The following is a 20,283-nucleotide window of genomic DNA, read 5'->3' on the forward strand; positions in this document are numbered from 1 at the left end:
CCGTTGTCGGCGGACCGTGGTGTCATCGGAGGGTGGCACTCCGGGGGGACGAGTCGGCGCCGGTCTACCGGCTCGTGCAGCCGCACCCCGAGCCGGTCCGCCCGCCGCTGCTGGACCCCACGCAGCAGGCCGTCGTCGACCACGCCGGCGGCCCGCTGCTCGTCCTCGCCGGACCGGGCACCGGCAAGACGACGACGATCGTCGAGGCCGTCGCCGCCCGCATCGACCGCGGCGTCGACCCCGAGCAGATCCTGGTCCTGACCTTCAGCCGCAAGGCAGCCGCCGAGCTGCGCACCCGCATCACCGCGCGGGTGGCCCGCACGATCCGCGAGCCGCTCGCCCGCACGTTCCACTCCTACGCCTACGGCGTGCTCCGGCGGGCGGCGCTGCTGCGCGGGGAGGCGCCGCCCCGGCTGCTCACCGCCGCCGAGCAGGACGCCGTCGTCGCCGAGCTGCTGCGCGGTGACCTGGCCGGGGAGAGCGGGGTGCGCTGGCCGGCGTCGCTGCTGCCGGCACTGTCCACCGCCGGGTTCCGCGGCGAGCTGCGCGAGCTGCTGCTGCGGGCCACCGAGCGCGGCGTCGACCCCGACCTGCTGGCCGCGTGGGCCCGGGAGACCGGCAACGAGGCGTGGCTGCACGCCGCGGCGTTCCAGGAGCAGTACGAGGCGGTCACCGCGTTCTCCACCGCCGGCGGCGGTGACGCGTCCGGCTACGACCCGGCCGAGCTGGTGCGGGCCGCGATGGCCGAGCTCGAGGACGACCCCGAGCTGCTGCGCCAGGAGCGCGCCCGGGCCCGCTGGCTGTTCGTCGACGAGTACCAGGACACCGACCCCGCGCAGGTCGAGCTGCTCGAGCTGCTCGGCGGGGGCGGCGGCGACCTGGTCGTCGTCGGCGACCCCGACCAGGCGATCTACGCCTTCCGCGGCGCCGAGCCGCGCGGGATCGTCGAGTTCCCCGACCGCTTCCGCACCGCCGACGGCCGGTCCGCGCAGCGGCTCTCGCTCGGGGTCTGCCGCCGCTCGGGCCCCGTGCTGCTCGACGTCAGCCGCCGGGTGGCCGAGGCGCTGCCCGGCCCGTGGGAGCACCGCCGGCTGCAGCCGGCCGAGGGCGTCGACGAGGGGCGGGCCGAGGTGCACGTGTTCGGCTCGGCCGCCGTCGAGGCCGCCTACGTCGCCGACACGCTGCGCCGGGCGCACCTGGTCGACGGCGTCGCGTGGTCGCAGATGGCCGTCGTCGTCCGCACGGTGCTGGCCATCGGCCCGCTGCGCCGCGCGCTCACCTCGGCGGGCGTGCCGGTCGAGGTGTCCGCCGACGACCTCCCGCTCGCCGCGCAGCCGGCCGTCGCGCCGCTGCTGGCGGCGCTGAGCGCGCTGCTGCCCCGGCCGGGCGCGGGGCCCGGCACCCTCGCGCTCGACGAGGCGGGCGCGGAGGCGCTGCTGGCGTCCCCGCTGGGCGGCGCCACGGTGCTCGACCTGCGCCGGCTGCGCCGGGCGGTGCGCACCGCCCAGGCCCAGCGCGGCGTCGACGCCGACGAGCGGGGCGCGCCGCTGGCCGGCGCCCTGGCCGACGAGGCGCTGCTGGAGGAGCTGCCCCCCGCCCTGGCCGGTCCGGCCCGCCGGGTCGCCGCGGTGCTGGCGGCCGGCCGGGTCGCGCTGGCCCGCGACGGCACGGCCGAGGACGTGCTGTGGGCGATGTGGCAGCGCAGCGGCCTGGCCGGCCGGTGGGCCCGGGCCAGCGCCGCCGGGGGAGCCGCCGGCGCCGGTGCCGACCGCGACCTCGACGCCGTCGTCGCGCTCTTCGACGCCGCCGCCGGTTTCGTCGACCGGCTGCCCTCGGCCACCGTCGCCGCGTTCGTCGAGCACCTCTCGGCCCAGGAGCTGCCCGGTCTCACCGGCATGGAGCGCGACGCCGCCACCGACGCCGTCCGGCTGCTCACCGCGCACGCGTCCAAGGGCCTGGAGTGGGACGTCGTCTGCGTCGCCGGCGTGCAGGACGGCATCTGGCCCGACCTGCGCGACCGCGGCACCCTGCTCGGCACCGAGCTGCTGGTCGAGCGGGTGGCCGGCGTCGACGGCACCTCGGTCGACCGGCGCACCCAGATGCTGGCCGAGGAGCGGCGGCTGTTCTACGTCGCCTGCACCCGCGCCCGCCGCCGGCTGCTGGTGACCGCCGTCGAGGGCGCGCTGGACGGTCCCGACGCCGGGGCCACCGCCTCGCGCTTCCTCGACCTCGTCGTCCCCCCGCCGGACGAGGGGCGCCCGCTGACGCCGTTGCCGCGCTCGCTGCGGCTGCCGGCGCTGGTGGCCGACCTGCGCCGCGCGGTCAGCGACCCGCGGACCGACCCCGCCCGTCGCTCGGCGGCCGCCGCGGTGCTCCACCGGCTGGCCGCCGAGGGCGTCCCCGGCGCCTCGCCCGCCGACTGGTGGGGCCTCGCGCCGCTGTCCGACGACGCCCCGCTGGTACCGGGCGAGGACCCGGTGCGGGTGCGCCCGTCGGCGATCGAGACCTTCCAGCGCTGCCCGCTGAAGTGGGTCCTCGGCGCGGTGGGCGCCGAGGCCGCCCCGGACAGCACCCGCACGGTCGGGTCGGCGGTGCACGCGGTCGCGCAGAAGGTGGCCGAGGGACTGCCGGCCGCCGAGGCGCGGGCCGCGCTGGTCGAGGAGCTCGACGCCCTCGACCTCGGTCCCGGCTGGGCCGACCAGCGGCAGCGGATCGCGGCCCGCGACATGCTCGAGCGCTTCCTCGGCTGGCACGCGGCCAACCGCCGCGAGGTGCTGGCCGCCGAGGCGGACTTCGACGTCACCGTGGGTCGCGCCCGCATCCGCGGCCAGGTGGACCGGCTCGAGCGCGACGACGCCGGCCGCCTGGTCGTCGTCGACCTCAAGACCGGCCGGACGCAGGCCAAGGAGATCGACACCCACGGGCAGCTGGCCGCCTACCAGGTGGCCGTCGCCGCGGGCGCGTTCGGCGACCGCGGCAGCACGCCCGGCGGGGCCGCGCTGTTGCAGGTCGGCACCGGGACGAAGGCCAAGGAGCAGGCGCAGGACCCGCTGCCGCCGGAGGTACCGGTGGGCGAGACCTGGGCCGGGCAGCTGGTCGCCGAGGTGGGCGAGGGGATGGGCGCGGCCACCTTCGAGGTGCGCACCGGCAGCCACTGCTCGCGGTGCCCGGCGCGGCGCAGCTGCCCGCTGCACGAGCGCGGCCGGCAGGTCACCTCGTGAGTCGGCGCACGCCGGCTCCGGTGGAGGACCAGCTCTCCTTCGACGACGACCTGTTCGGTGGCGTGCCCGAGCCGGTGCGGACGCGCCGGCTGCTCGACCCCGCCGAGGTCGCCGCCCGCTGCGGGCTGTCCTACGCGCCCTCGCCCGAGCAGGCCGGCGTGGTGTCCGCGCCGGCCGACCGGCCGCTGGTCGTCGTCGCCGGAGCCGGGTCCGGCAAGACCGAGACCATGGCCGCCCGCGTCTGCTGGCTGGTGGCCAACGAGCTGGTCGCCCCCGAGGAGGTCCTCGGGCTGACCTTCACCCGCAAGGCCGCCAGCGAGCTCAACGAGCGGATCCGGCTGCGGCTGGGTGCGCTGGCCCGCCACCCCGAGACCGACGCGCAGCTGCGCGACCGCCTGGCCGTCGCCATGCCGACGGTGTCGACCTACCACGGCTACGCCGCGTCGCTGGTGGCCGAGCACGGGCTGCGGATCGGCGTCGAGCCCGGCGCCGGCGTGCTGGGCCCGGCCATGTGCTGGGGGCACGCGGCCGCCGTCGTCTCCGGCTGGACCGGCGACATGGACGACGTCCCGCTGACCCCGCTGACCACCACCGAGGACGTGCTGGCGCTGGCCGCCGAGCTCGGCGAGCACGACCTCAGCCCGGCCGCGCTGCGGGCGTGGACCGCGCGGCTCGAGGCGCAGGTGGCCGGCTATCCCGACGCCAGGGGCAAGCGCGGCCCGTACAAGCCGGTGCTGGACGTGCTGGCGCGGCAGCGCGCGCGGGTGGCGCTGCTGCCGCTGGTCGAGGCGTTCGAGGCGCGCAAGCGGGCCGCCGGGGCCGTCGACCATGCCGACCAGGTGGCGCTCGCCGCCCGGATCGCCGTCTCCGCGCCCGAGGTGGGCCGCCGCGAGCGCACCCGCTGGCGGATCGTGCTGCTCGACGAGTACCAGGACACCAGCGTCGGCCAGCTGCGGATGCTCGAGGCGCTCTTCGGCCGCTCCGGCGGTCACCCGGTGCTCGCCGTCGGCGATCCCCGCCAGTCCATCTACGGCTGGCGCGGCGCGTCGTCCGGCACGATCGAGCGCTTCGACCGCACCTTCCCCGGCGTGCGCGGCAAGGAGGCGCAGCGGCTGACTCTGGCCACGAGCTGGCGCAACGACGCCGCGGTGCTCGACGTCGCCAACGCCGTCGCGGGGATGCTGCCCGCGCCGGTCGTGAGGCTGCCCGACCTCACCGCCCGCCCGGGCGCCGGCCAGGGCACCGTCCTCGCCGGCCTGTACTCCACGGTCGCCGAGGAGACCGAGGCGCTCGCCGACCGGCTGGCCGCCTGCTGGCGTGGCGAGGACCCGCTGCTGCCCGCCCGGCCCGACGGCCGCCCCCCGACGACGGCGGTGCTCGTCCGCACGCGCAAGCAGCTCCCCGGCATCGCCGCCGCGCTGCGCGCCCGCGGGCTGCCGGTCACCGTCGTCGGGCTCGGCGGGCTGCTCGAGGTGCCCGAGGTCTCCGACGTCGTCGCCACCCTCACCGTGCTGGTCGACCCCACCGCCGGCGACGCGCTGGGCCGGCTGCTCACCGGCGCGCGGTGGCGGATCGGCCCGCGCGACCTCGCCGCGCTGGAGGCCCGCGCCCGCGCGCTGGTGCACTCCCGCAGGCCGGCCCGCGACGACGGCGACGAGGCGACCCGCCCCTCCGAGCGCGGCAGCATCGTCGAGGCCCTCGACGACCTCGGCGACCCCGGCGCCTACTCGGCGGTGGCGCACCGGCGGCTGCGGCGCCTCGGCGCCGAGCTGTCGCACCTGCGCGCGCGGCTGGGGGAGTCCCTGCCCGACCTGGTCGACGAGGTCGCGCGCACCCTGGGCCTGGAGACCGAGCTGGCCAGCGCGCCCGGGATCACCCCGGGTGCGGCGCGGGCCCACCTCGACGCCCTGTACGCCGTCGCCGCGGAGTTCACCGAGCTGGCCGAGTTGCCCTCGCTGCCGGCCTTCCTCGGCTACCTGCGCGACGCCGAGGAGCGCGAGCGGGGCCTCGATCCCGGCGAGGTGGCGGTCGACCCGGAGTCGGTGCAGCTGCTCACCGTGCACTCGGCCAAGGGCCTGGAGTGGGACGTCGTCGCCGTCCCCGGCATGACCGCCGACCAGTTCCCCTCGCGCACCGACACCAGCGACTCCTGGGTCAAGGACCCCGGCGCGGTCCCGGTCGACCTGCGCCTCACCGACCGCGAGGACCTCCCGCGGCTGCGGCTGCCGGTGCCCGGCTCCGGCGACCAGGCCGTGGTGCGCGCCGCGCTCGAGGACTACGTGCAGGAGTGGAAGGACTTCGGCGAGGCCGAGGAGATCCGGCTCGGCTACGTCGCGGTCACCCGCGCCCGGTCCCTGCTGCTGTGCTCGGGCAGCTGGTGGCGCGAGGGGGTGAAGCCCAACGGCCCCTCGGTGCTGCTCGACACCGTCCGCCGGGCGTGCACCGCCGGGGCCGGCGTCGTCGTGGCGTGGGCCGAGCGGCCCGAGGAGGGCGCTCCCAACCCCGCGCTGGAGGAGTGGCCGGTCGGGGTGTGGCCGGCCGACCCGCTGTCCGCGCCGCGCCGCCGGGCGCTCACCGCCGCCGCGGAGCTGGTCACCAACTCCGCTCCGCACCCCCTCGACGCCGCGACCGTGCTCGGTGCCGGTGACCCGGTGGTCGAGGACTGGGTCCGCGACGCCGACCTGCTGCTGCGCGAGCGCCGGCGCACCGCCCGCCCGACCGTCGAGGTGCCGCTGCCGAGCCACCTGTCGGTGTCGGAGCTGGTGGCCCTGCGCCGCGACCCGGCCGAGCTGGCCCGCCGGCTGCGCCGCCCGATGCCGTCCGCGCCCGCGCCGCTGGCCCGCCGGGGCACCGCGTTCCACGCCTGGCTGGAGGAGCGCTTCGGCGCCTCCCGGCTGCTCGACCTCGACGAGCTGCCCGGTTCCGGCGACGAGTCCGCGCCCCCCGACGGCGCACTGTCGGCCCTGCAGGAGGCGTTCCTCGCGGGCCCGTGGGCCGACCGCCAGCCGGTCGAGGTCGAGGTGCCGTTCGAGACGCCGCTGGGCCCGCTCACGCTGCGCGGCCGGATCGACGCCGTCTTCGCCGACGACGCCGGCGGGTTCGAGGTGGTCGACTGGAAGACCGGCCCGCCGCCCTCGGGCGGGGAGCTCGCCGCGGCCGCGGTGCAGCTGGCCGCCTACCGGCTCGGCTGGTCGCGGCTGGCCGGCGTCCCGGTCGAGCGGGTCAGCGCGGGCTTCCACCACGTCGCCGCGGGCGTCACCGTGCGCCCGGTCGACCTGCTCGACGAGGCCGGCCTGCTGGCCCTGGTGACCGGCGAGACCGCCGGTGACGACCTGCCGCTCGACGACCTGGCGCTCGACGACCTGGCGCTCGACGACCTGGCGCTCGACGACCTGCCGCCCGAGCCCGACGACGAGCCGCTCCCGCCGCCCGAGGACGACCCCGGACCCGTGTGACGGGGCCGCGACCCTGACCGGGTGACCGTCGTGATCCGGGACCTCGAGGACGCCGACGTCGACGCGGTCGTGGCGCTGTCGCTGGGAGCGTGGGCGCCGGTGTCCGCCTCGTTCGGAGCCGTCCTGGGCCCCGCCGTCTACCGGCACCTCCACCCGGACCGGGAGCGGTCGCAGGCCGCGGCGGTCGAGGGGGTCTGCCGCGACCCGGCCATGCGCGTGCTCGTCGCCGACGAGGACCGCCGGCCGGTGGCCTTCGTGGCCGTCGTCGCCACCGGCGGCGACCCCGGCCACGCCCCGGCCCGGCGGACCCACGAGGCGGCCGGCTCCACGCCGCTGCCGCTGGTCCGCTGCTACCGGATGCTCTGACGCCGGCGCGGCACGGGCCTCGCCCCGTGGTGCCCGACCTCACCCCGCAGCGCGGGGTCGGGCACCACACGGGGAGGCCGGCGGCCCCACCGCGGCGGTCGAGCGCTCAGCTGGAGGCGACCCGGTCGAGGATCGCGGAGGCGAGCTGGTCGGGTGCCTGCTCGGGGATCCAGTGGCTGATGCCGGCCAGCTCCACGAAGCGGTAGTCGCCGGTCACGTGCGCGGCGCAGCCCTCGGCGGCGACCCGGCCGATGGCCATGTCGGCGTCGCTCCACACGTACGTGGTGGGCACCGCGACGTCGTCCACCGGCGTCGCCGAGCTCATCGCCCGGTACCAGTTCAGCGCGGCGGTCAGCGCGCCCGGCGCCGAGAGCACGGCCACGTACTCGTCGATCGCCTCCGGGTCGACGGCCTCGCCGTACATGCGGCGCAGCCGGCGGGCGTCGTCGGCGAGCAGCACCTCCTCGGCCTTGCCCGCCTGCCAGAACAGCCGGATGTAGGCGGAGCGCTCCTTCTGCTCGGGGTCGCTGCGGAAGGCGGCGGTGAACGCCGACGGGTGCGGCACCGAGACGGCGGTCAGCGAGCGCACCCGGTCGGGGTGCCAGGCGGCCAGCGCCCACGCGACGTTGGCGCCCCAGTCGTGCCCGACGACGTCGGCGACCGGCACGTCCATCGCCGTCACGAGGTCGGCGGTGACCTGCGCGAGGTTGGTCAGCGCGTAGGCCTCCACCTCCTGCGGCCGGGCGCCGGGGGAGTAGCCGAGCTGGTCGACGGCGTAGGTGCGCAGCCCCGCCTCGGTCAGCCGGGGCGTCACCGCCGCCCACGACGCGGAGGTCTCCGGGAAGCCGTGCAGCAGCACCACCGGCCGCCCGTCCTCGGGCCCGTCGGCCCGCACGTCGAAGGTCAGGTCACCGACGTCGACCCGCAGCAGCTGTCCGGTCATGTCGCCGAACCTAGTGGCCGGGGCGGACGCGCCACCTGCGCGCCACTACCGTCGGCGCTCGTGACCAGCCCGGAACGCGCCTTCGTGCAGGCCCACCTCGACGACCTCCACGCCGACCTCGGCGCCTGGCTGCGCATCCCGTCGATCTCGGCCGACCCCGCGCACGCCGGCGACGTCGCCGCGAGCGCCGAGTGGCTGGCCGACGCGCTGCGGCGCACCGGCTTCCCCGTCGTCGAGATCTGGCCGACCCCGGGCGCGCCGGCCGTCTACGCCGAGTGGCCCAGCGCCGACGACGGTGCGCCGGTCGCGCTGGTCTACGGCCACCACGACGTGCAGCCGGTCGACCCGCTGGAGCTGTGGGAGCACCCGCCGTTCGAGCCGACCCGCGTGGAGACGCCGGACGGCCCGGAGCTGCACGCCCGCGGCGCCATCGACGACAAGGGCAACGTCGCCTTCCACCTGCTCGGGATCCGCGCGCACCTGGCCGCCACCGGCCGCGACACCCCCGCCGTCACGGTGAAGCTGCTGGTCGAGGGCGAGGAGGAGTCCGGCTCGCCGCACTTCGCCGACCTGCTGCGCGAGCGCGCCGACCGGCTGGCCTGTGACGTCGTCGTCGTCAGCGACACCGGCATGGCCGCACCCGACGTGCCCAGCGCCGTCGTCGCGATGCGCGGCCTGGCCGACGCCGAGATCACCCTGCGCGGCCCGGCCGTCGACCTGCACTCGGGCTCCTTCGGCGGAGGCGTGCCCAACCCGCTGCACGCGATGGCGGAGCTGCTCGCCGCCCTGCACGACGACCAGGGCCGGGTCACGCTGCCCGGCTTCTACGAGAAGGTGCGGCCCCTGACCGACCGCGAGCGCGAGCTCATGGCCCGCGTGCCCTTCGACGAGGCCGCCTGGTTGGCCGGCCCGGCCGCCTCCCGCGCCGCCGCCGGGGAGGCGGGCTACAGCACGCTGGAGCGCATCGGCGCGCGGCCGACCGCCGAGGTCAACGGCATGTGGGGCGGCTACACCGGCCCGGGCCACAAGACGATCGTCCCGGCCGAGGCGCACGCCAAGCTCACCTTCCGCCTGGTGGCCGACCAACGCCCCGAGGACGTCGGCCCGCTGCTGCGCCGGTGGGTCGACGAGCACGTGCCGGAGGGCATCGTGGCCGAGGTGCACACCCCGCCCGGCGGAGTCTCCCCGTGCGCCAGCGACCTCGACTCCCCACACATGGGGGCGCTGCTGCGGGCCATCGGGCAGGCCTTCGACGCCGCGCCCGACGACGTCCTGTTCACCCGCGAGGGCGGCAGCGGCCCCGAGGCCGACCTGGTCGAGGTGCTCGGCGCCCCGCTGGTGTTCCTCGGCGCGGGGCTGCCCACCGACCGCATCCACTCGCCGAACGAGCGCGTCCTGCTGCCGATGCTGTACCGCGGCGCCGAGGCGGCGGCCCACCTGTGGCGGGAGCTGGCGGCCCGGTGACCGTTCCCGAGCCCGGCGGGCGCTTCGGTCCCTACCGCGTCCTCGGCCTGCTCGGCAGCGGCGGCATGGGGTCGGTGCTGCGCGCGCACGACGACGAGCACGAGCGCGACGTGGCGCTCAAGGTCCTGCACCAGCAGTGGGCCGCCGACGAGGGCTACCGCGAGCGCTTCCGCCGCGAGGCCCGCATCGCCGCCCGCCTCAACGAGCCGCACGTCGTCCCGATCCACCGCTTCGGCGAGATCGACGGGCAGCTGTTCCTCGACATGCGGCTGGTCGAGGGCGAGGACCTCGCCTCGCTGCTGCGCCGCGCGGGGCGGCTGGCCCCGGCACGCGCCGTCGACGTCGTCGGGCAGGTGGCCCGCGCGCTCGACGCGGCGCACGCCGGCGGCCTGGTGCACCGCGACGTCAAGCCCTCCAACGTGCTGCTCGTCGCCCGCTCCGACGGCGGCGACCTCGCCGGCTCGGCGCCCGGCGAGGACTTCTGCTACCTCGCCGACTTCGGCATCGCCCGCACCTCCGAGGACGCTCCCGGCCCGGCGCTGACCGGCACCGGCATGGCCGTGGGCAGCACCGAGTACATGGCACCCGAGCGCTTCAGCTCGGCGCCGCTCGACGCCCGCGCCGACGTCTACTCCCTCGCCTGCGTGCTGTTCGAGGCGCTCACCGGCCGGCGGCTGTTCCCGGGCGCCGACCCGGTCGCCCTCATGGCCGCGCACATGCACCAGCCGCCGCCCCCGCCGTCGTCGCTGGCGCCCGGCATCCCGCCGGCGCTCGACGCCGTGGTGCTGCGCGGGCTGGCCAAGGACCGCGAGCAGCGCTGGGCGACGGCCGGGGCCATGGCCGCGGCCGCGCGCGCCGCACTCACCGAGAGCGGTGTGCCGGTGCCCAGCGGCGACGCCGGCACGACCGTGGGCCCGGCGACCGCCGACGGGAACGGCCGGGCGGTCACGCGGCGGCAGCAGGCCGCGCCGCGACCGCCCGCGCCGCCCACCACCGTCGGGCCGCGCCCGCCGGCCGCAGCCGGTGCGCCGGGCACCGCCCGCCTGCCGTGGGTGCTGGCGGCGCTCGGCGCGGTCCTGTCCCTCGGCCTCGCCGTCGCCCTGGTGCTGGCCGCCGTCCGGTCGGACGACGCCGGCGACGCCGCTGCCGGAGCGGGGCAGCGGCTCGTGGCCGCGACCCTGCCCGCCGGTGTGGAGTTCGGCGACTGCACCGAGCAGGAGTCCGCCGACGGCGTGCTGCGGGAGGTGACCTGCCCGGCCGACCCCGAGACCCCGCCCACCAGCAGCACCTACAGCGCTCTGGACGACGACGGCGCCGCGCAGGCGCTGGCCGCCGACATCGAGCGGCAGGAGCTGCGGCCGCTCGAGGACCGCTTCGGCTGCGGGTCGAGCAGCGCCGGCCCCGCCGGCTGGTTCCCGATCGGGGACGGTGACCTCGACGACGGTGGCACCGAGCTGGGCCGCGCCGCCTGCTGGGTCGACGGCGACGGCGACGCGGTGTTCGCCTGGGCCTGGGACGACCTCGGCACGTACGGGGTGGCGGAGGTGCGCGGCGGCGGCGAGTCGGCGCTGGCGGACCTGCGCAGCTGGTGGGACAGCAACGCCGACCGCGGCTACAGCTGACCGTCCGCGCCGCGGGAACCCGGATCGGCGTGCTGCCCGTCCTACCCTGACCCCCGTGAGCGGACCTGGGCTGACGACCGCGCCCGCGGGCTGGTACCCCGACCCCGACGGTGCCGCCGGGATGGTGCGCTGGTGGGACGGGGAGACCTGGTCGGACGTCACGACGCCGGCCGGCCCGGGTGTCGCCGTCCAGGCGCCCCCCGTGATCGCCCCGCCCCGCCCGCCGGTGCCCTCGACGTGGGGGAGCGACGCCTGGCAGCCCGGTCCGGCGTCGGAGCCCCGGCGGAGCTCCCGCACGGCCTGGTGGATCGGCGGCTCGGTGCTGGCCGTGGTGGCCGTCGTCGTCCTGGCGCTGGTGGTCGGACTGTCCGGCGGCAGTCCCACCGGCCCCGGCGCCGTCACCGACCCGCCCGTGGCGAGCCCGCCGCCGGCCGGCAGCACCTTCCCGCCGGGCACCGTCCGGATCATCGACGAGGAGGCGGGCATCTCCTACCCGTTCCTCGGCAACGGCTGGTACGAGTACGACCTCGGCCTGATGCCCGAGACCCGCACCATCGCCGGGCAGTACTTCATCACCCAGGAGCAGACGCCCGACGGCGGCAACTTCATCGCGCAGTGCACCTCGGGGCCGGTCGCCGACGGCTACGGCTGGACCGGCCCGGGCAGCGAGCAGGCCACGGTGACCGCCCTGGCCGACAGCGTGCGCGCGGCCTACTACCCGTACCCCAACGAGCGGGAGGTGCTCCGCGACGAGGCCCTGACGGTGGACGGGCGCGCCGCGCACCTCGTCGAGTTCCAGCTGACCTGGGACGTCGAGGGCTACGACTCGACCGGTGAGCGCGCGGCGCTGCTGGTCGTGGACGTCGGCCGGCCCGACCCCGCGCTGCTCTACGTCTCCATCCCGAACACGCACGCGGAGCTGTACGGGACGATCGACCGCGTGATCGCCGACATCGACGTGCTCTGACATCGCGGTCCTCCGGACCGCACCGCGGCCACGTGCCGTCCCGACCCACGCCGAGCCGCTCCGCCGCACCCGGCGAGGACCCTCCGGGCCCGTCACCGGGCACGGCCCCCGCAGGGCGGCGTACGTCCCAGGCGACCCGACGCCGTCCCCGACCGCCCGGCGGGGCGTCGTCCCGCGTGGTTAGGGTCGGTCCGTGACAGCAGCGACTGGGGCCGACCTGACTCTGCGGCACCCGGTGGAGCGCTTCTCGCTGGACAACGGGCTGCGGGTCGTCCTCGCGCCCGACCGCAGCGTGCCGGTCGTCGCCGTGACCGTCTTCTACGACGTGGGCATGCGCAACGAGCCGGAGGGCCGCACCGGGTTCGCCCACCTCTTCGAGCACGTGATGTTCCAGGGCTCGGCGCACGTGCCGAAGATGGAGCACGCCCGTCTGGTGCAGGCCGCCGGCGGCACGTTCAACGGCTCCACCCACCAGGACTACACGAACTACTACGAGGCACTGCCGGCCGAGGCGCTGGAGCGCGCGATCTTCCTCGAGGCCGACCGGATGGCCGCCCCGGCCATCACCGAGGAGAACCTCCGCAACCAGATCGACGTGGTGAAGGAGGAGATCCGGGTCAACGTGCTCAACCGGCCCTACGGCGCCTTCCCCTGGCTGCAGCTGCCGCAGATCGCGTTCGAGAGCTTCGCCAACACCCACGACGGCTACGGCTCCTTCGTCGACCTGGAGAGCTCCACGGTCGCCGACGCCACGGACTTCTTCTCCCGCTACTACGCGCCGGGCAACGCCGTGCTGTGCATCGGCGGGGACCTCGACGTCGGCGAGACCGAGCGGCTGGTCCGCCGCTGGTTCGGCCAGGTGGAGGCCCGCGAGGTGCCGCCCACGCCGCACACCGGCGAACCCTCGCCCACGACCGTGCGGCGCGACGTCGTCGAGGACCGGCTGGCCCCCGCGCCCGCCGTCGCCGTCGGCTGGCGGGTGCCCGACCCGGTCGCCGACCTCGACACCTACCTCGGCACCGTGCTGCTGGCCGAGCTGCTCAGCGAGGGCGACGCCTCCCGGCTCGAGCGCCGGCTGGTGCACGACGACCGCCTGGCCGTGGCGCAGAGCAGCTACGTCGGGCTCTTCGGCGACCCGTTCGACGTCCGCGACGCCACGCTGCTCACCACCCAGGTGCACCACCCGGCCGCCGTCGGTGTCGACGACGTGCTGGCCGCCGTCCACGACGAGATCGCCCGGGTGGTCACCGAGGGCGTGAGCGCCGAGGAACTGGCCCGCGTGCAGGCGCGCACCAGTGCCCAGCTGCTGCGCCAGGCCGACTCGGTGCTGGGCCGCACGCTCGCCTTCGCCGGTGCGGAGCTGGTCCACGGCCGCGCCGAGCTGGCCGGTGAGATGGCCGCCCGGCTGGCCGCAGTGACACCCGACGCGGTGCAGGCCGCCGCCAAGGGACTCGATCCCGGCACCGCCGCCGTGCTGGAGCTGCGGGCCACCGGAGGAGTCAAGTGAGCGCCCCCGTGCTCGACCTCGACCTCGTCCCGCCGCTGGGCGAGCCGCGGCCGCACCCGGTCCCGGAGGTCGCCACGACGACGCTGCCGAGCGGGCTGGCCGTCGTCGTCGTCCCGCGGCCCGGCGTGCCGCTGGTGGAGCTGCGGCTGCGCGTCCCGTTCGCCGCGACCTCCCCGCGCGGTGCCCTGCAGCACGTCGCCCGGGCCTCGGTGCTCTCCGGCGCGGTGCTGCTCGGCACCGCGCAGCGTGACGCCATGGGCATCGCCGAGGCGCTGCAGGGCCACGGCGCGGAGCTGTCGGTGGCCGCCGACCCCGACCGGCTGCTGCTCTCGACCACGCTGCTCGCCGAGGGGCTCGCACCGGTGCTCGACGTGCTCGCCGAGGTGCTCACCCAGGCCGCCTATCCCGGCGACCAGGTCGAGGCCGAGCGCGACCGGGTGGCCGAGCGGATCGCGATCGCCCGCTCGCAGCCCGGCGTCATCGCCCGCAGCGCGCTGGCCGCCCGCCGCTACGGCACCCACCCCTACGCCGCGCAGCTCCCGGCCCCGGACCTGGTCGGCAAGGTCAGCGCCGCCGCGGTGCGCAAGCTGCACCGCGAGCGGCTGCTGCCCGCCGGCAGCACGCTGGTCCTCGTCGGCGACCTCGACCCCGCCGCGGCCACCGACGCCGTCGCTGCCGCCCTCGGCGACTGGACGGGGGAGGGCACCGCTGCCGGGGCCCCGCCCGCGCCCACGCTGGCGCCGGGACACCTGGAGGTCGTCGACCGGCCGGGTGCGGTGCAGTCCAACATCCGCCTCGGCGGCCCGGCGCCGGGCCGCACCGACCCCGACCTGCCCGCCGTCCGGCTGGCCAGCATGGTGTTCGGCGGCTACTTCTCCTCGCGGCTGGTCGAGAACATCCGCGAGCGGCGCGGCTACTCCTACAGTCCGCGCAGCGCCGTCGACCACCTGGCCGCGGCCTCGTCGTTCCTCGTCGAGGCCGACGTCGCCACCGAGGTGACCGGCGCGGCCTTCCTGGAGACGTGGGCCGAACTCGGCCGGATGGCGCTGGCGCCGGTCACCGAGGCCGAGCTCGACGCGGCCCGCCGCTACGTGCTGGGCAGCATGGCGCTGTCGACGTCCACCCACGCGGGGCTGGCCAGCACGCTCTCGGCGCTGGCCGGGTCCGGGCTGTCGGTGGAGTGGCTCGCCGACCACCAGCGGGCCCTGGCCGAGGTCACCGTCGAGCAGGTGCAGGAGGCCTCCCGCCGCTACCTGGCGCCGGCCGCGCTGACCGCCGTCGTCGTCGGTGACGCCGAGCGGGTGACCGACGCGCTGCGGGCCCTCGGCCCGGTCGACGTCACCGCCAGCGCCGCCGCACCGGACCCCGCGTGAGCGTCCCGCCGGGCGGCAGCACCGCGGCCGACAACCCGCCGGAGGCCGTGCGCGGGTCCTGGCCGGCCGGCACGCCGGACACCACCGGCACGGTCCCGGTGCTGTCCCGCTCGGCGCACGACCGCGACCACCTCGGCCGCTCGCTCGAGGACCCGACCCGCGGTCGCCCGGTGCGGGTGCTCACCGTCGACGAGCGCCGCGCCGTCCCCGTGCACGAGGGCGAGGCCGGTCCCACGCTGGTCTGGGACGAGCAGCCGACCCTGCCGCTCGGTGCGGTGTACCTGGGCGAGGCCGACGGCGTGCCCTACGCCGCGGTCCGCGGGGAGCGCGCGCTGACGGTGAACGGCCGGCCGGTGGACCTGTGGACCGGGCTGCGCGAGGTCGGCAGCGACCTCGGCGACCTCGACGCCGGCCTGCTGGCCCAGGCCGTCGGCATCCTCGAGTGGCACGAGCGGGCCCGGTTCAGCCCGTTGTCCGGCGCCGCGACGACGATCGAGCGGGCCGGGTGGGTGCAGCGTGACCCGGTCACCGGCGCGGAGCTGTTCCCCCGCACCGACCCCGCGGTGATCATGCTGGTCCACGACGGCGGCGACCGCTGCGTGCTGGGCCGGCAGGCGGTGTGGCCGCCGGGGCGCTTCTCGATCCTCGCCGGGTTCGTCGAGCCGGGGGAGTCCGCCGAGGGCGCGGTGGCCCGCGAGGTCGCCGAGGAGGTCGGGCTGCAGGTCACCGACGTCCGCTACGTGAGCAGCCAGCCCTGGCCGTTCCCGCAGTCTCTGATGCTCGGCTTCACCGCCCGCCTCGACGGCGACGACACCCTGCGGCTGGACCCGACCGAGATCGAGGAGGCCCGCTGGTGGACCCGCGACGAGCTCCGCTCGGGCCGCGGCCCCGAGGCGCTGCCGCCGCCGGTGTCGATCGCCCGGCACATCATCGACCGCTGGGTGGCCGGCGAGCTCGACTAGGCACGCCGGCGGACTACGACCAGCGGTTCTGCAGCACCAGCGCCGGGTGCTCGGGGCGGTCGGCCAGCACGACGGCGTCGGCGAGGAGGACGGGGTCCACCTCGCCGTCGTAGCGGTCGAAGACGGGCAGCTCCCACGCCTGCTCGGCGGGGAACCGCCGGCGCCGGGCGGCCGGCGCCACCCGCAGGTGCACGACGACGTCGAAGGCCAGCCCGACGCCCTGCAGGAGCGGGCCGGGGACCAGCAGCACCCCTCGCGGCGGCATCGGGCGGTAGGCGGCCCGGGCGGCCCGGTCGCGGCCGACGTCCCACAGGACCGGCAGGTACTCCGCCGGCCCGCCGGGCCCCACCCGGTCGAGCACCTCGCGGGCCAGCGCGCCCGTGTCGAGCCAGTCGGTGTAGCGGGCGTCGGGATCGGTGCGGCCGTGCTCGAGCCGCACCGACGCCGGTCGGAGGAACCCGTCGGCCGGCACGACGACGGCCGGCCGACCCCGCGCGGGCAGCCGCTCGGCGACCGCGGCGGCGAGGTCGGCGGGCGCGGCGACGTCGGGCCCGTCCACGGCGACCCGCACCGCCGCCGCTCCGGGCAGCGGCTCGACGTCGGCGAGGAGGGCGGCCAGCCGGTCGGCCAGCGCGCCCGGGGTCAGCGGCTCCGGACCGCTCAGCGGCGGCCGTCCGCCGGGACCGAGGCGTGCCGGGCGGCGCCTCGCTCGACCCGCCGACCGGGCGGGCGGCGGGGGGCCAGCGGCAGGCCTGGAGCCGGCTCGGCCGGTGCTCCCGCGGCCCGCTCGAGGGCCGTGAGCACCTCGCGGGCCAGCTCGTGCACCGGCCGTCCCAGCGACCGGGCCTGCCCGCGCAGGATCTCGAACGCCGCCCGCGGCGACGTGGCATCGCGCTCGGCGAGCACGCCGATCGCCCGCTCGGTGGCGACCCGGGCGGCGAGCGCGTGCTCGAGCTGGGCGACGGTCCGCTCGAGGGCGGCGATCCGGGCGTCCCGCGGGTCGCCCGCGGCCTCGTCGTCGGCGCTCCCGCGCACGGCCCGGCGGGTGGCGCGGTCGGGATCGGCGGGGCCGTCGAGCTCCTCGATGACGAGGTCGGCCAGCGAGAGGCCCTCCATGAGGTCGCCGACGTCGTCGGCACGCCCGGGGGAGAGCACGCTCCACCCGCGGCCGGTGCGCGCGAGCACGACGCAGGGACGATCGGCGGGGACCTCCTCCGCGGCCGGTCCGGGCGCGGAGAGGTGCACGGCGTCCGAGGTCACGACAGCGGCTCCCGCGGGTGCTCCGGCCGGTGGCCGGGGGACGGTCGGCGCGTCACGGTCGCGACCCGCCGGGGGTCGATGATGCACCGCCGGGGATCGCGTCCCGTGCAGCACCCGCCGGTCAGGCTCCCTGCTGTCGGGCGAGCCGGGCCTTGACCTGGTCGATGCTCGGGTTGGTCAGCGCGCTGCCGTCGGCGAAGACCAGGGTGGGGACGGTCCGGTTGCCGCCGTTGGCCTGCATGACGACGTCGGCCGCGCCCGCGTCGCGCTCGATGTCGACCTCGGCGTAGTCGATGCCCTCCACCTGCATCAGCTTCTTGAGCCGCACGCAGTACCCGCACCAGGTGGTGGTGTACATGGTCACGGTGGCGGGTGCGGCAGTCACTCGGGTCCTCCCAGGGACGGGTCGGTCGGTGCGGGACGGGCGACGTCCCACCGGGGTGGCAACACCCCGCCGGCGTCCCCTCTTCCCCAGGTGCCCCCGCCGTCCACCGGTGCGGGGTGTCCCCGCCGTCCGTCGGTCCCGGCTGGGACACTCGCAGGTGCGGTCCGCCGGCCGCCGGACGCCCGCTCCGAGATCCGTTCCGTTGGAGGAAGCACCGCATGCCCCGGACAGCCGACGCGCCCCTCGTGGTCCCCGGGTCCCCGGGGAACCCCAGCGGCGCTGAGGCGGTGCTGGCCGGCCTGGACGAGGAGCAGCGCACCGCCGCGTCGGAGGTCACCGGCCCGGTGTGCATCCTCGCCGGCGCCGGCACGGGAAAGACCCGCACCATCACCCACCGGATCGCCTACGGGGTGCACACCGGTGCCTTCGTCCCGGAGCAGGTGCTCGCGGTGACCTTCACCGCCCGCGCGGCGGGGGAGCTGCGCACCCGCTTGGCCGGCCTCGGCGTCGGAGGGGTGCAGGCGCGCACCTTCCACGCCGCGGCGATGCGTCAGTTGCGCTACTTCGCCCCCCGGGTGCTCGGCGGCCCGCTGCCGCCCCTGGTGGAGAACAAGCTGCGCGTCGTCGCCTCCGCCGCCACGCGCAACCGGCTGACCACCGACCGCACCAGCCTCCGTGACCTCGCCAGCGAGATCGAGTGGGCCAAGACCACGCTGGCCACGCCCGAGGACTACCCGGCCCGCGCTGCCGCCGCCGGTCGCGAGCCGCCCTTCGACGCCGAGACCGTCGCGCGGGTGTACGCCTCCTACGAGACGGCCAAGCAGCGCGACGGCGCGCTCGACTTCGAGGACCTGCTGCTGGTCACCGCGTTCGCGCTGGAGGAGCACCCCGACGTCGCCCGGCAGGTGCGCGCGCAGTACCGCCACTTCGTCGTCGACGAGTACCAGGACGTCAACCCGCTGCAGCAGCGCCTGCTCGACGCCTGGCTCGGCGGCCGGGCCGACGTGTGCGTCGTCGGCGACCCCAACCAGACGATCTACTCCTTCACCGGCGCCGACCCCGACCACCTGCTGGGCTTCGCCGACCGCTATCCCGACGCCGCGGTGGTCAAGCTGGAGCGGGACTACCGCTCCACGCCGCAGGTCGTCGCGCTGGCCAACAAGCTGATCGGCCAGGCGCCACCGCGCCGGGGGCTGCCCGGCCTGCGGCTGCTCGGCCAGCGCCCGGAGGGCCCGGCACCGCGGTTCTTCGAGCACCCCGACGAGCCGACCGAGGCCGCCGCCGTCGCCCAGGCCTGCCGGGCGCTCGTCGAGGCGGGGACGCCGGCCTCGGAGATCGCCGTGCTGTTCCGCATCAACGCCCAGTCGCAGGTGTACGAGTCGGCGCTGGCCGACGCCGGCGTGCCCTACGTCCTCAAGGGCGGCGAGCGGTTCTTCGAGCGGCCCGAGGTCCGCGAGGCCGTCGTCCTGCTGCGCGGCGCGGCCGCCGGCGGCAGCGACCCCGGCGCGCTGGTGCCCACGGTCCGCGACGTGCTGGCCTCGACCGGGTGGGTCGAGCACCGCCCGCCGGCCGGGGGAGCGGCGCGGGACCGCTGGCAGTCGCTGGCCGCGCTGGTCGACCTCGCCGTCGACCTGGTGGCCGAGGACCCGACCACCGACCTGCCGCGCTTCGTCGCCCACCTCGCCGGGCGGGCCGACGCCCAGCACGCGCCGACCGTCCAGGGCGTCACGCTGGCGTCGATGCACGCGGCCAAGGGCCTGGAGTGGGACGCCGTCTTCGTCGTCGGCCTCGTCGACGGCGTGCTGCCCATCGCCCAGTCGCTGTCGCGCCCCGAGGCGGTGGAGGAGGAGCGGCGGCTGCTCTACGTCGCGGTGACCCGGGCCCGCGAGCAGCTCACGCTCTCGTGGTCGCTGGTGCGCAACCCCGGCGCCAAGCGGGCCCGCCCGCGCAGCCGGTTCCTCGACGGCCTGGTGCCGGGCTCCACACCCACGGCACCGCCTCCGCAGCGCAAGGCGAAGAAGGCCAAGGTCGTCCTCGAGGGCGAGGCCGGCGAGATCTTCGAGCGGCTGCGCGCGTGGCGCAGCAGCACGGCGCAGGCCGCCTCGGTGCCCGCCTACGTCGTGTTCAGCGATGCCACCCTGCAGGCCATCGCCGAGGCGAAGCCGACCAGCGTCCGCGAGCTGTCCGGCCTGCCGGGGGTCGGCGCCCGCAAGCTCGAGATGTACGCCGAGGACGTCCTCGCCACCGTCGGCGGCTGACCGGTCACCGCCCGTACGGACCGCACGGTCCCTCCGGCGTGTTCCCCGTCACGGGGGAACGCGCCGGTTAATTGCGTTGCGCCGTTCCGGTGACCTTCCCTACTGTCCTGATCGCGCCCGACGGACACCCGCGGGCGCGCCAGACCGAGCCCGGCCCGACAGCCGGACTCCGACCCCGGGAGGAGGGGTAACGATGATCGATCTGCGTTGCGCCCTCGCCCCCGCCGGGGTCCCCGCCTGGGGCGCCCTCGTCGTGCGTCCGGCTGCCGGTGACGCCGCCCTGGTGGCCCGCCCGCGCCACGGCGTCGTGCGGACGCTGACGCCGTTCGACCTGACCGGCACGGCCGTCGCTGCGCCCGCCGCTCCGTCCTCCGGCACCGCTCTGCCCACCGCCGGCCAGTTCGGCACCGGCGTCGGCGGCACCGATGCGCCCACCACCGACATCTCCATCGCGCAGCACACCCTCGGGATCCACTCCCCGGGGAGACCGCAGAGCTAGA

The 20,283-nt window shown here is 77.1% G+C and carries 15 protein-coding genes; 11 read left to right on the forward strand and 4 right to left on the reverse strand.

Annotated elements, in window-relative coordinates; genetic code table 11:
* Positions 1 to 32 precede the first annotated feature (32 nt).
* The 3 genes from HLV61_RS06080 to HLV61_RS06090 are packed head-to-tail and all read left to right on the forward strand — an operon-like array spanning position 33 to position 7,042.
* Positions 33 to 3,221 (forward strand): ATP-dependent helicase, encoded by a 3,189-nt coding sequence (locus tag HLV61_RS06080; RefSeq protein ID WP_369253498.1) that lies wholly within the window; start codon positions 33 to 35, stop codon positions 3,219 to 3,221.
* On the forward strand, positions 3,218 to 6,676 hold the full coding sequence (locus HLV61_RS06085) for an ATP-dependent helicase (protein WP_369253499.1): 3,459 nt from the start codon (positions 3,218 to 3,220) through the stop codon (positions 6,674 to 6,676). The genes HLV61_RS06080 and HLV61_RS06085 overlap by 4 nt, the downstream gene beginning before the upstream one ends.
* Before the next feature lie 21 nt (positions 6,677 to 6,697).
* Positions 6,698 to 7,042 carry a hypothetical protein gene (locus tag HLV61_RS06090; RefSeq protein ID WP_369253500.1) on the forward strand — a complete coding sequence of 115 codons (345 nt, stop codon included), beginning with the start codon at positions 6,698 to 6,700 and terminating at the stop codon, positions 7,040 to 7,042.
* A 106-nt stretch (positions 7,043 to 7,148) separates the two neighbouring features.
* On the opposite strand, the gene HLV61_RS06095 is transcribed toward HLV61_RS06090, so the two are convergent.
* A complete protein-coding gene (locus HLV61_RS06095) occupies positions 7,149 to 7,985 on the reverse strand; it encodes an alpha/beta fold hydrolase (RefSeq protein WP_369253501.1) in 837 nt (278 codons plus the stop codon).
* A gap of 60 nt (positions 7,986 to 8,045) precedes the next feature.
* On the opposite strand from HLV61_RS06095, the gene HLV61_RS06100 reads away from it, so the two are divergent.
* The 6 genes from HLV61_RS06100 (at position 8,046) to nudC (ending at position 15,880) form a co-directional block, all read left to right on the forward strand.
* Complete coding sequence (locus tag HLV61_RS06100) at positions 8,046 to 9,449, forward strand: M20/M25/M40 family metallo-hydrolase (RefSeq protein ID WP_369253502.1); 1,404 nt, start codon at positions 8,046 to 8,048, stop codon at positions 9,447 to 9,449.
* Positions 9,446 to 11,071, forward strand: coding sequence for a serine/threonine-protein kinase (locus HLV61_RS06105; RefSeq protein ID WP_369253503.1), 1,626 nt, complete (start codon positions 9,446 to 9,448; stop codon positions 11,069 to 11,071). The genes HLV61_RS06100 and HLV61_RS06105 overlap by 4 nt, the downstream gene beginning before the upstream one ends.
* Before the next feature lie 55 nt (positions 11,072 to 11,126).
* Complete coding sequence (locus HLV61_RS06110; protein WP_369253504.1) at positions 11,127 to 12,038, forward strand: DUF2510 domain-containing protein; 912 nt, start codon at positions 11,127 to 11,129, stop codon at positions 12,036 to 12,038.
* Between the two features lie 193 nt (positions 12,039 to 12,231).
* Positions 12,232 to 13,545, forward strand: coding sequence for a M16 family metallopeptidase (locus HLV61_RS06115; protein ID WP_369253505.1), 1,314 nt, complete (start codon positions 12,232 to 12,234; stop codon positions 13,543 to 13,545).
* Positions 13,542 to 14,918 carry a M16 family metallopeptidase gene (locus HLV61_RS06120; protein WP_369253506.1) on the forward strand — a complete coding sequence of 459 codons (1,377 nt, stop codon included), beginning with the start codon at positions 13,542 to 13,544 and terminating at the stop codon, positions 14,916 to 14,918. Before HLV61_RS06115 ends, HLV61_RS06120 begins: the two co-directional genes overlap by 4 nt.
* The gene (gene nudC, locus HLV61_RS06125) at positions 14,915 to 15,880 is read left to right on the forward strand and encodes an NAD(+) diphosphatase (protein WP_369253507.1); all 966 of its coding nucleotides are present in this window, start codon (positions 14,915 to 14,917) and stop codon (positions 15,878 to 15,880) included. The genes HLV61_RS06120 and nudC overlap by 4 nt, the downstream gene beginning before the upstream one ends.
* Positions 15,881 to 15,893: 13 nt before the next feature.
* On the opposite strand, the gene HLV61_RS06130 is transcribed toward nudC, so the two are convergent.
* The 3 genes from HLV61_RS06130 to HLV61_RS06140 all read right to left on the reverse strand — a co-directional run bounded on the left by HLV61_RS06130 (position 15,894) and on the right by HLV61_RS06140 (position 17,525).
* Positions 15,894 to 16,451 carry a uridine kinase gene (locus HLV61_RS06130; RefSeq protein ID WP_369253508.1) on the reverse strand — a complete coding sequence of 186 codons (558 nt, stop codon included), beginning with the start codon at positions 16,449 to 16,451 and terminating at the stop codon, positions 15,894 to 15,896.
* An 89-nt stretch (positions 16,452 to 16,540) separates the two neighbouring features.
* On the reverse strand, positions 16,541 to 17,140 hold the full coding sequence (locus HLV61_RS06135) for an ANTAR domain-containing protein (protein WP_369253509.1): 600 nt from the start codon (positions 17,138 to 17,140) through the stop codon (positions 16,541 to 16,543).
* A gap of 121 nt (positions 17,141 to 17,261) precedes the next feature.
* Positions 17,262 to 17,525, reverse strand: coding sequence for a mycoredoxin (locus HLV61_RS06140; protein ID WP_369253510.1), 264 nt, complete (start codon positions 17,523 to 17,525; stop codon positions 17,262 to 17,264).
* 218 nt (positions 17,526 to 17,743) lie between these two features.
* Between HLV61_RS06140 and HLV61_RS06145 the strand changes: the two genes are divergently transcribed.
* Positions 17,744 to 19,783 carry an ATP-dependent helicase gene (locus HLV61_RS06145; protein WP_369253511.1) on the forward strand — a complete coding sequence of 680 codons (2,040 nt, stop codon included), beginning with the start codon at positions 17,744 to 17,746 and terminating at the stop codon, positions 19,781 to 19,783.
* Positions 19,784 to 19,976: 193 nt separating this feature from the next.
* Positions 19,977 to 20,282: a hypothetical protein gene (locus HLV61_RS06150; RefSeq protein WP_369253512.1), complete on the forward strand. Its 306-nt coding sequence runs from the start codon at positions 19,977 to 19,979 to the stop codon at positions 20,280 to 20,282.
* Position 20,283 lies beyond the last annotated feature (1 nt).

The sequence above is a fragment of the Geodermatophilus amargosae genome, assembly GCF_041028265.1.
Classification (GTDB): Bacteria; Actinomycetota; Actinomycetes; order Mycobacteriales; family Geodermatophilaceae; genus Geodermatophilus; species Geodermatophilus amargosae_A.

Excerpts from the sequence above, each read along its gene's own strand:
- HLV61_RS06095 (WP_369253501.1), bottom strand. The coding sequence starts at position 7,985 with ATGACCGGACAGCTGCTGCGGGTCGACGTCGGTGACCTGACCTTCGAC.
- HLV61_RS06145 (WP_369253511.1), top strand. The coding sequence starts at position 17,744 with ATGCCCCGGACAGCCGACGCGCCCCTCGTGGTCCCCGGGTCCCCGGGG.
- HLV61_RS06150 (WP_369253512.1), top strand. The coding sequence starts at position 19,977 with ATGATCGATCTGCGTTGCGCCCTCGCCCCCGCCGGGGTCCCCGCCTGG.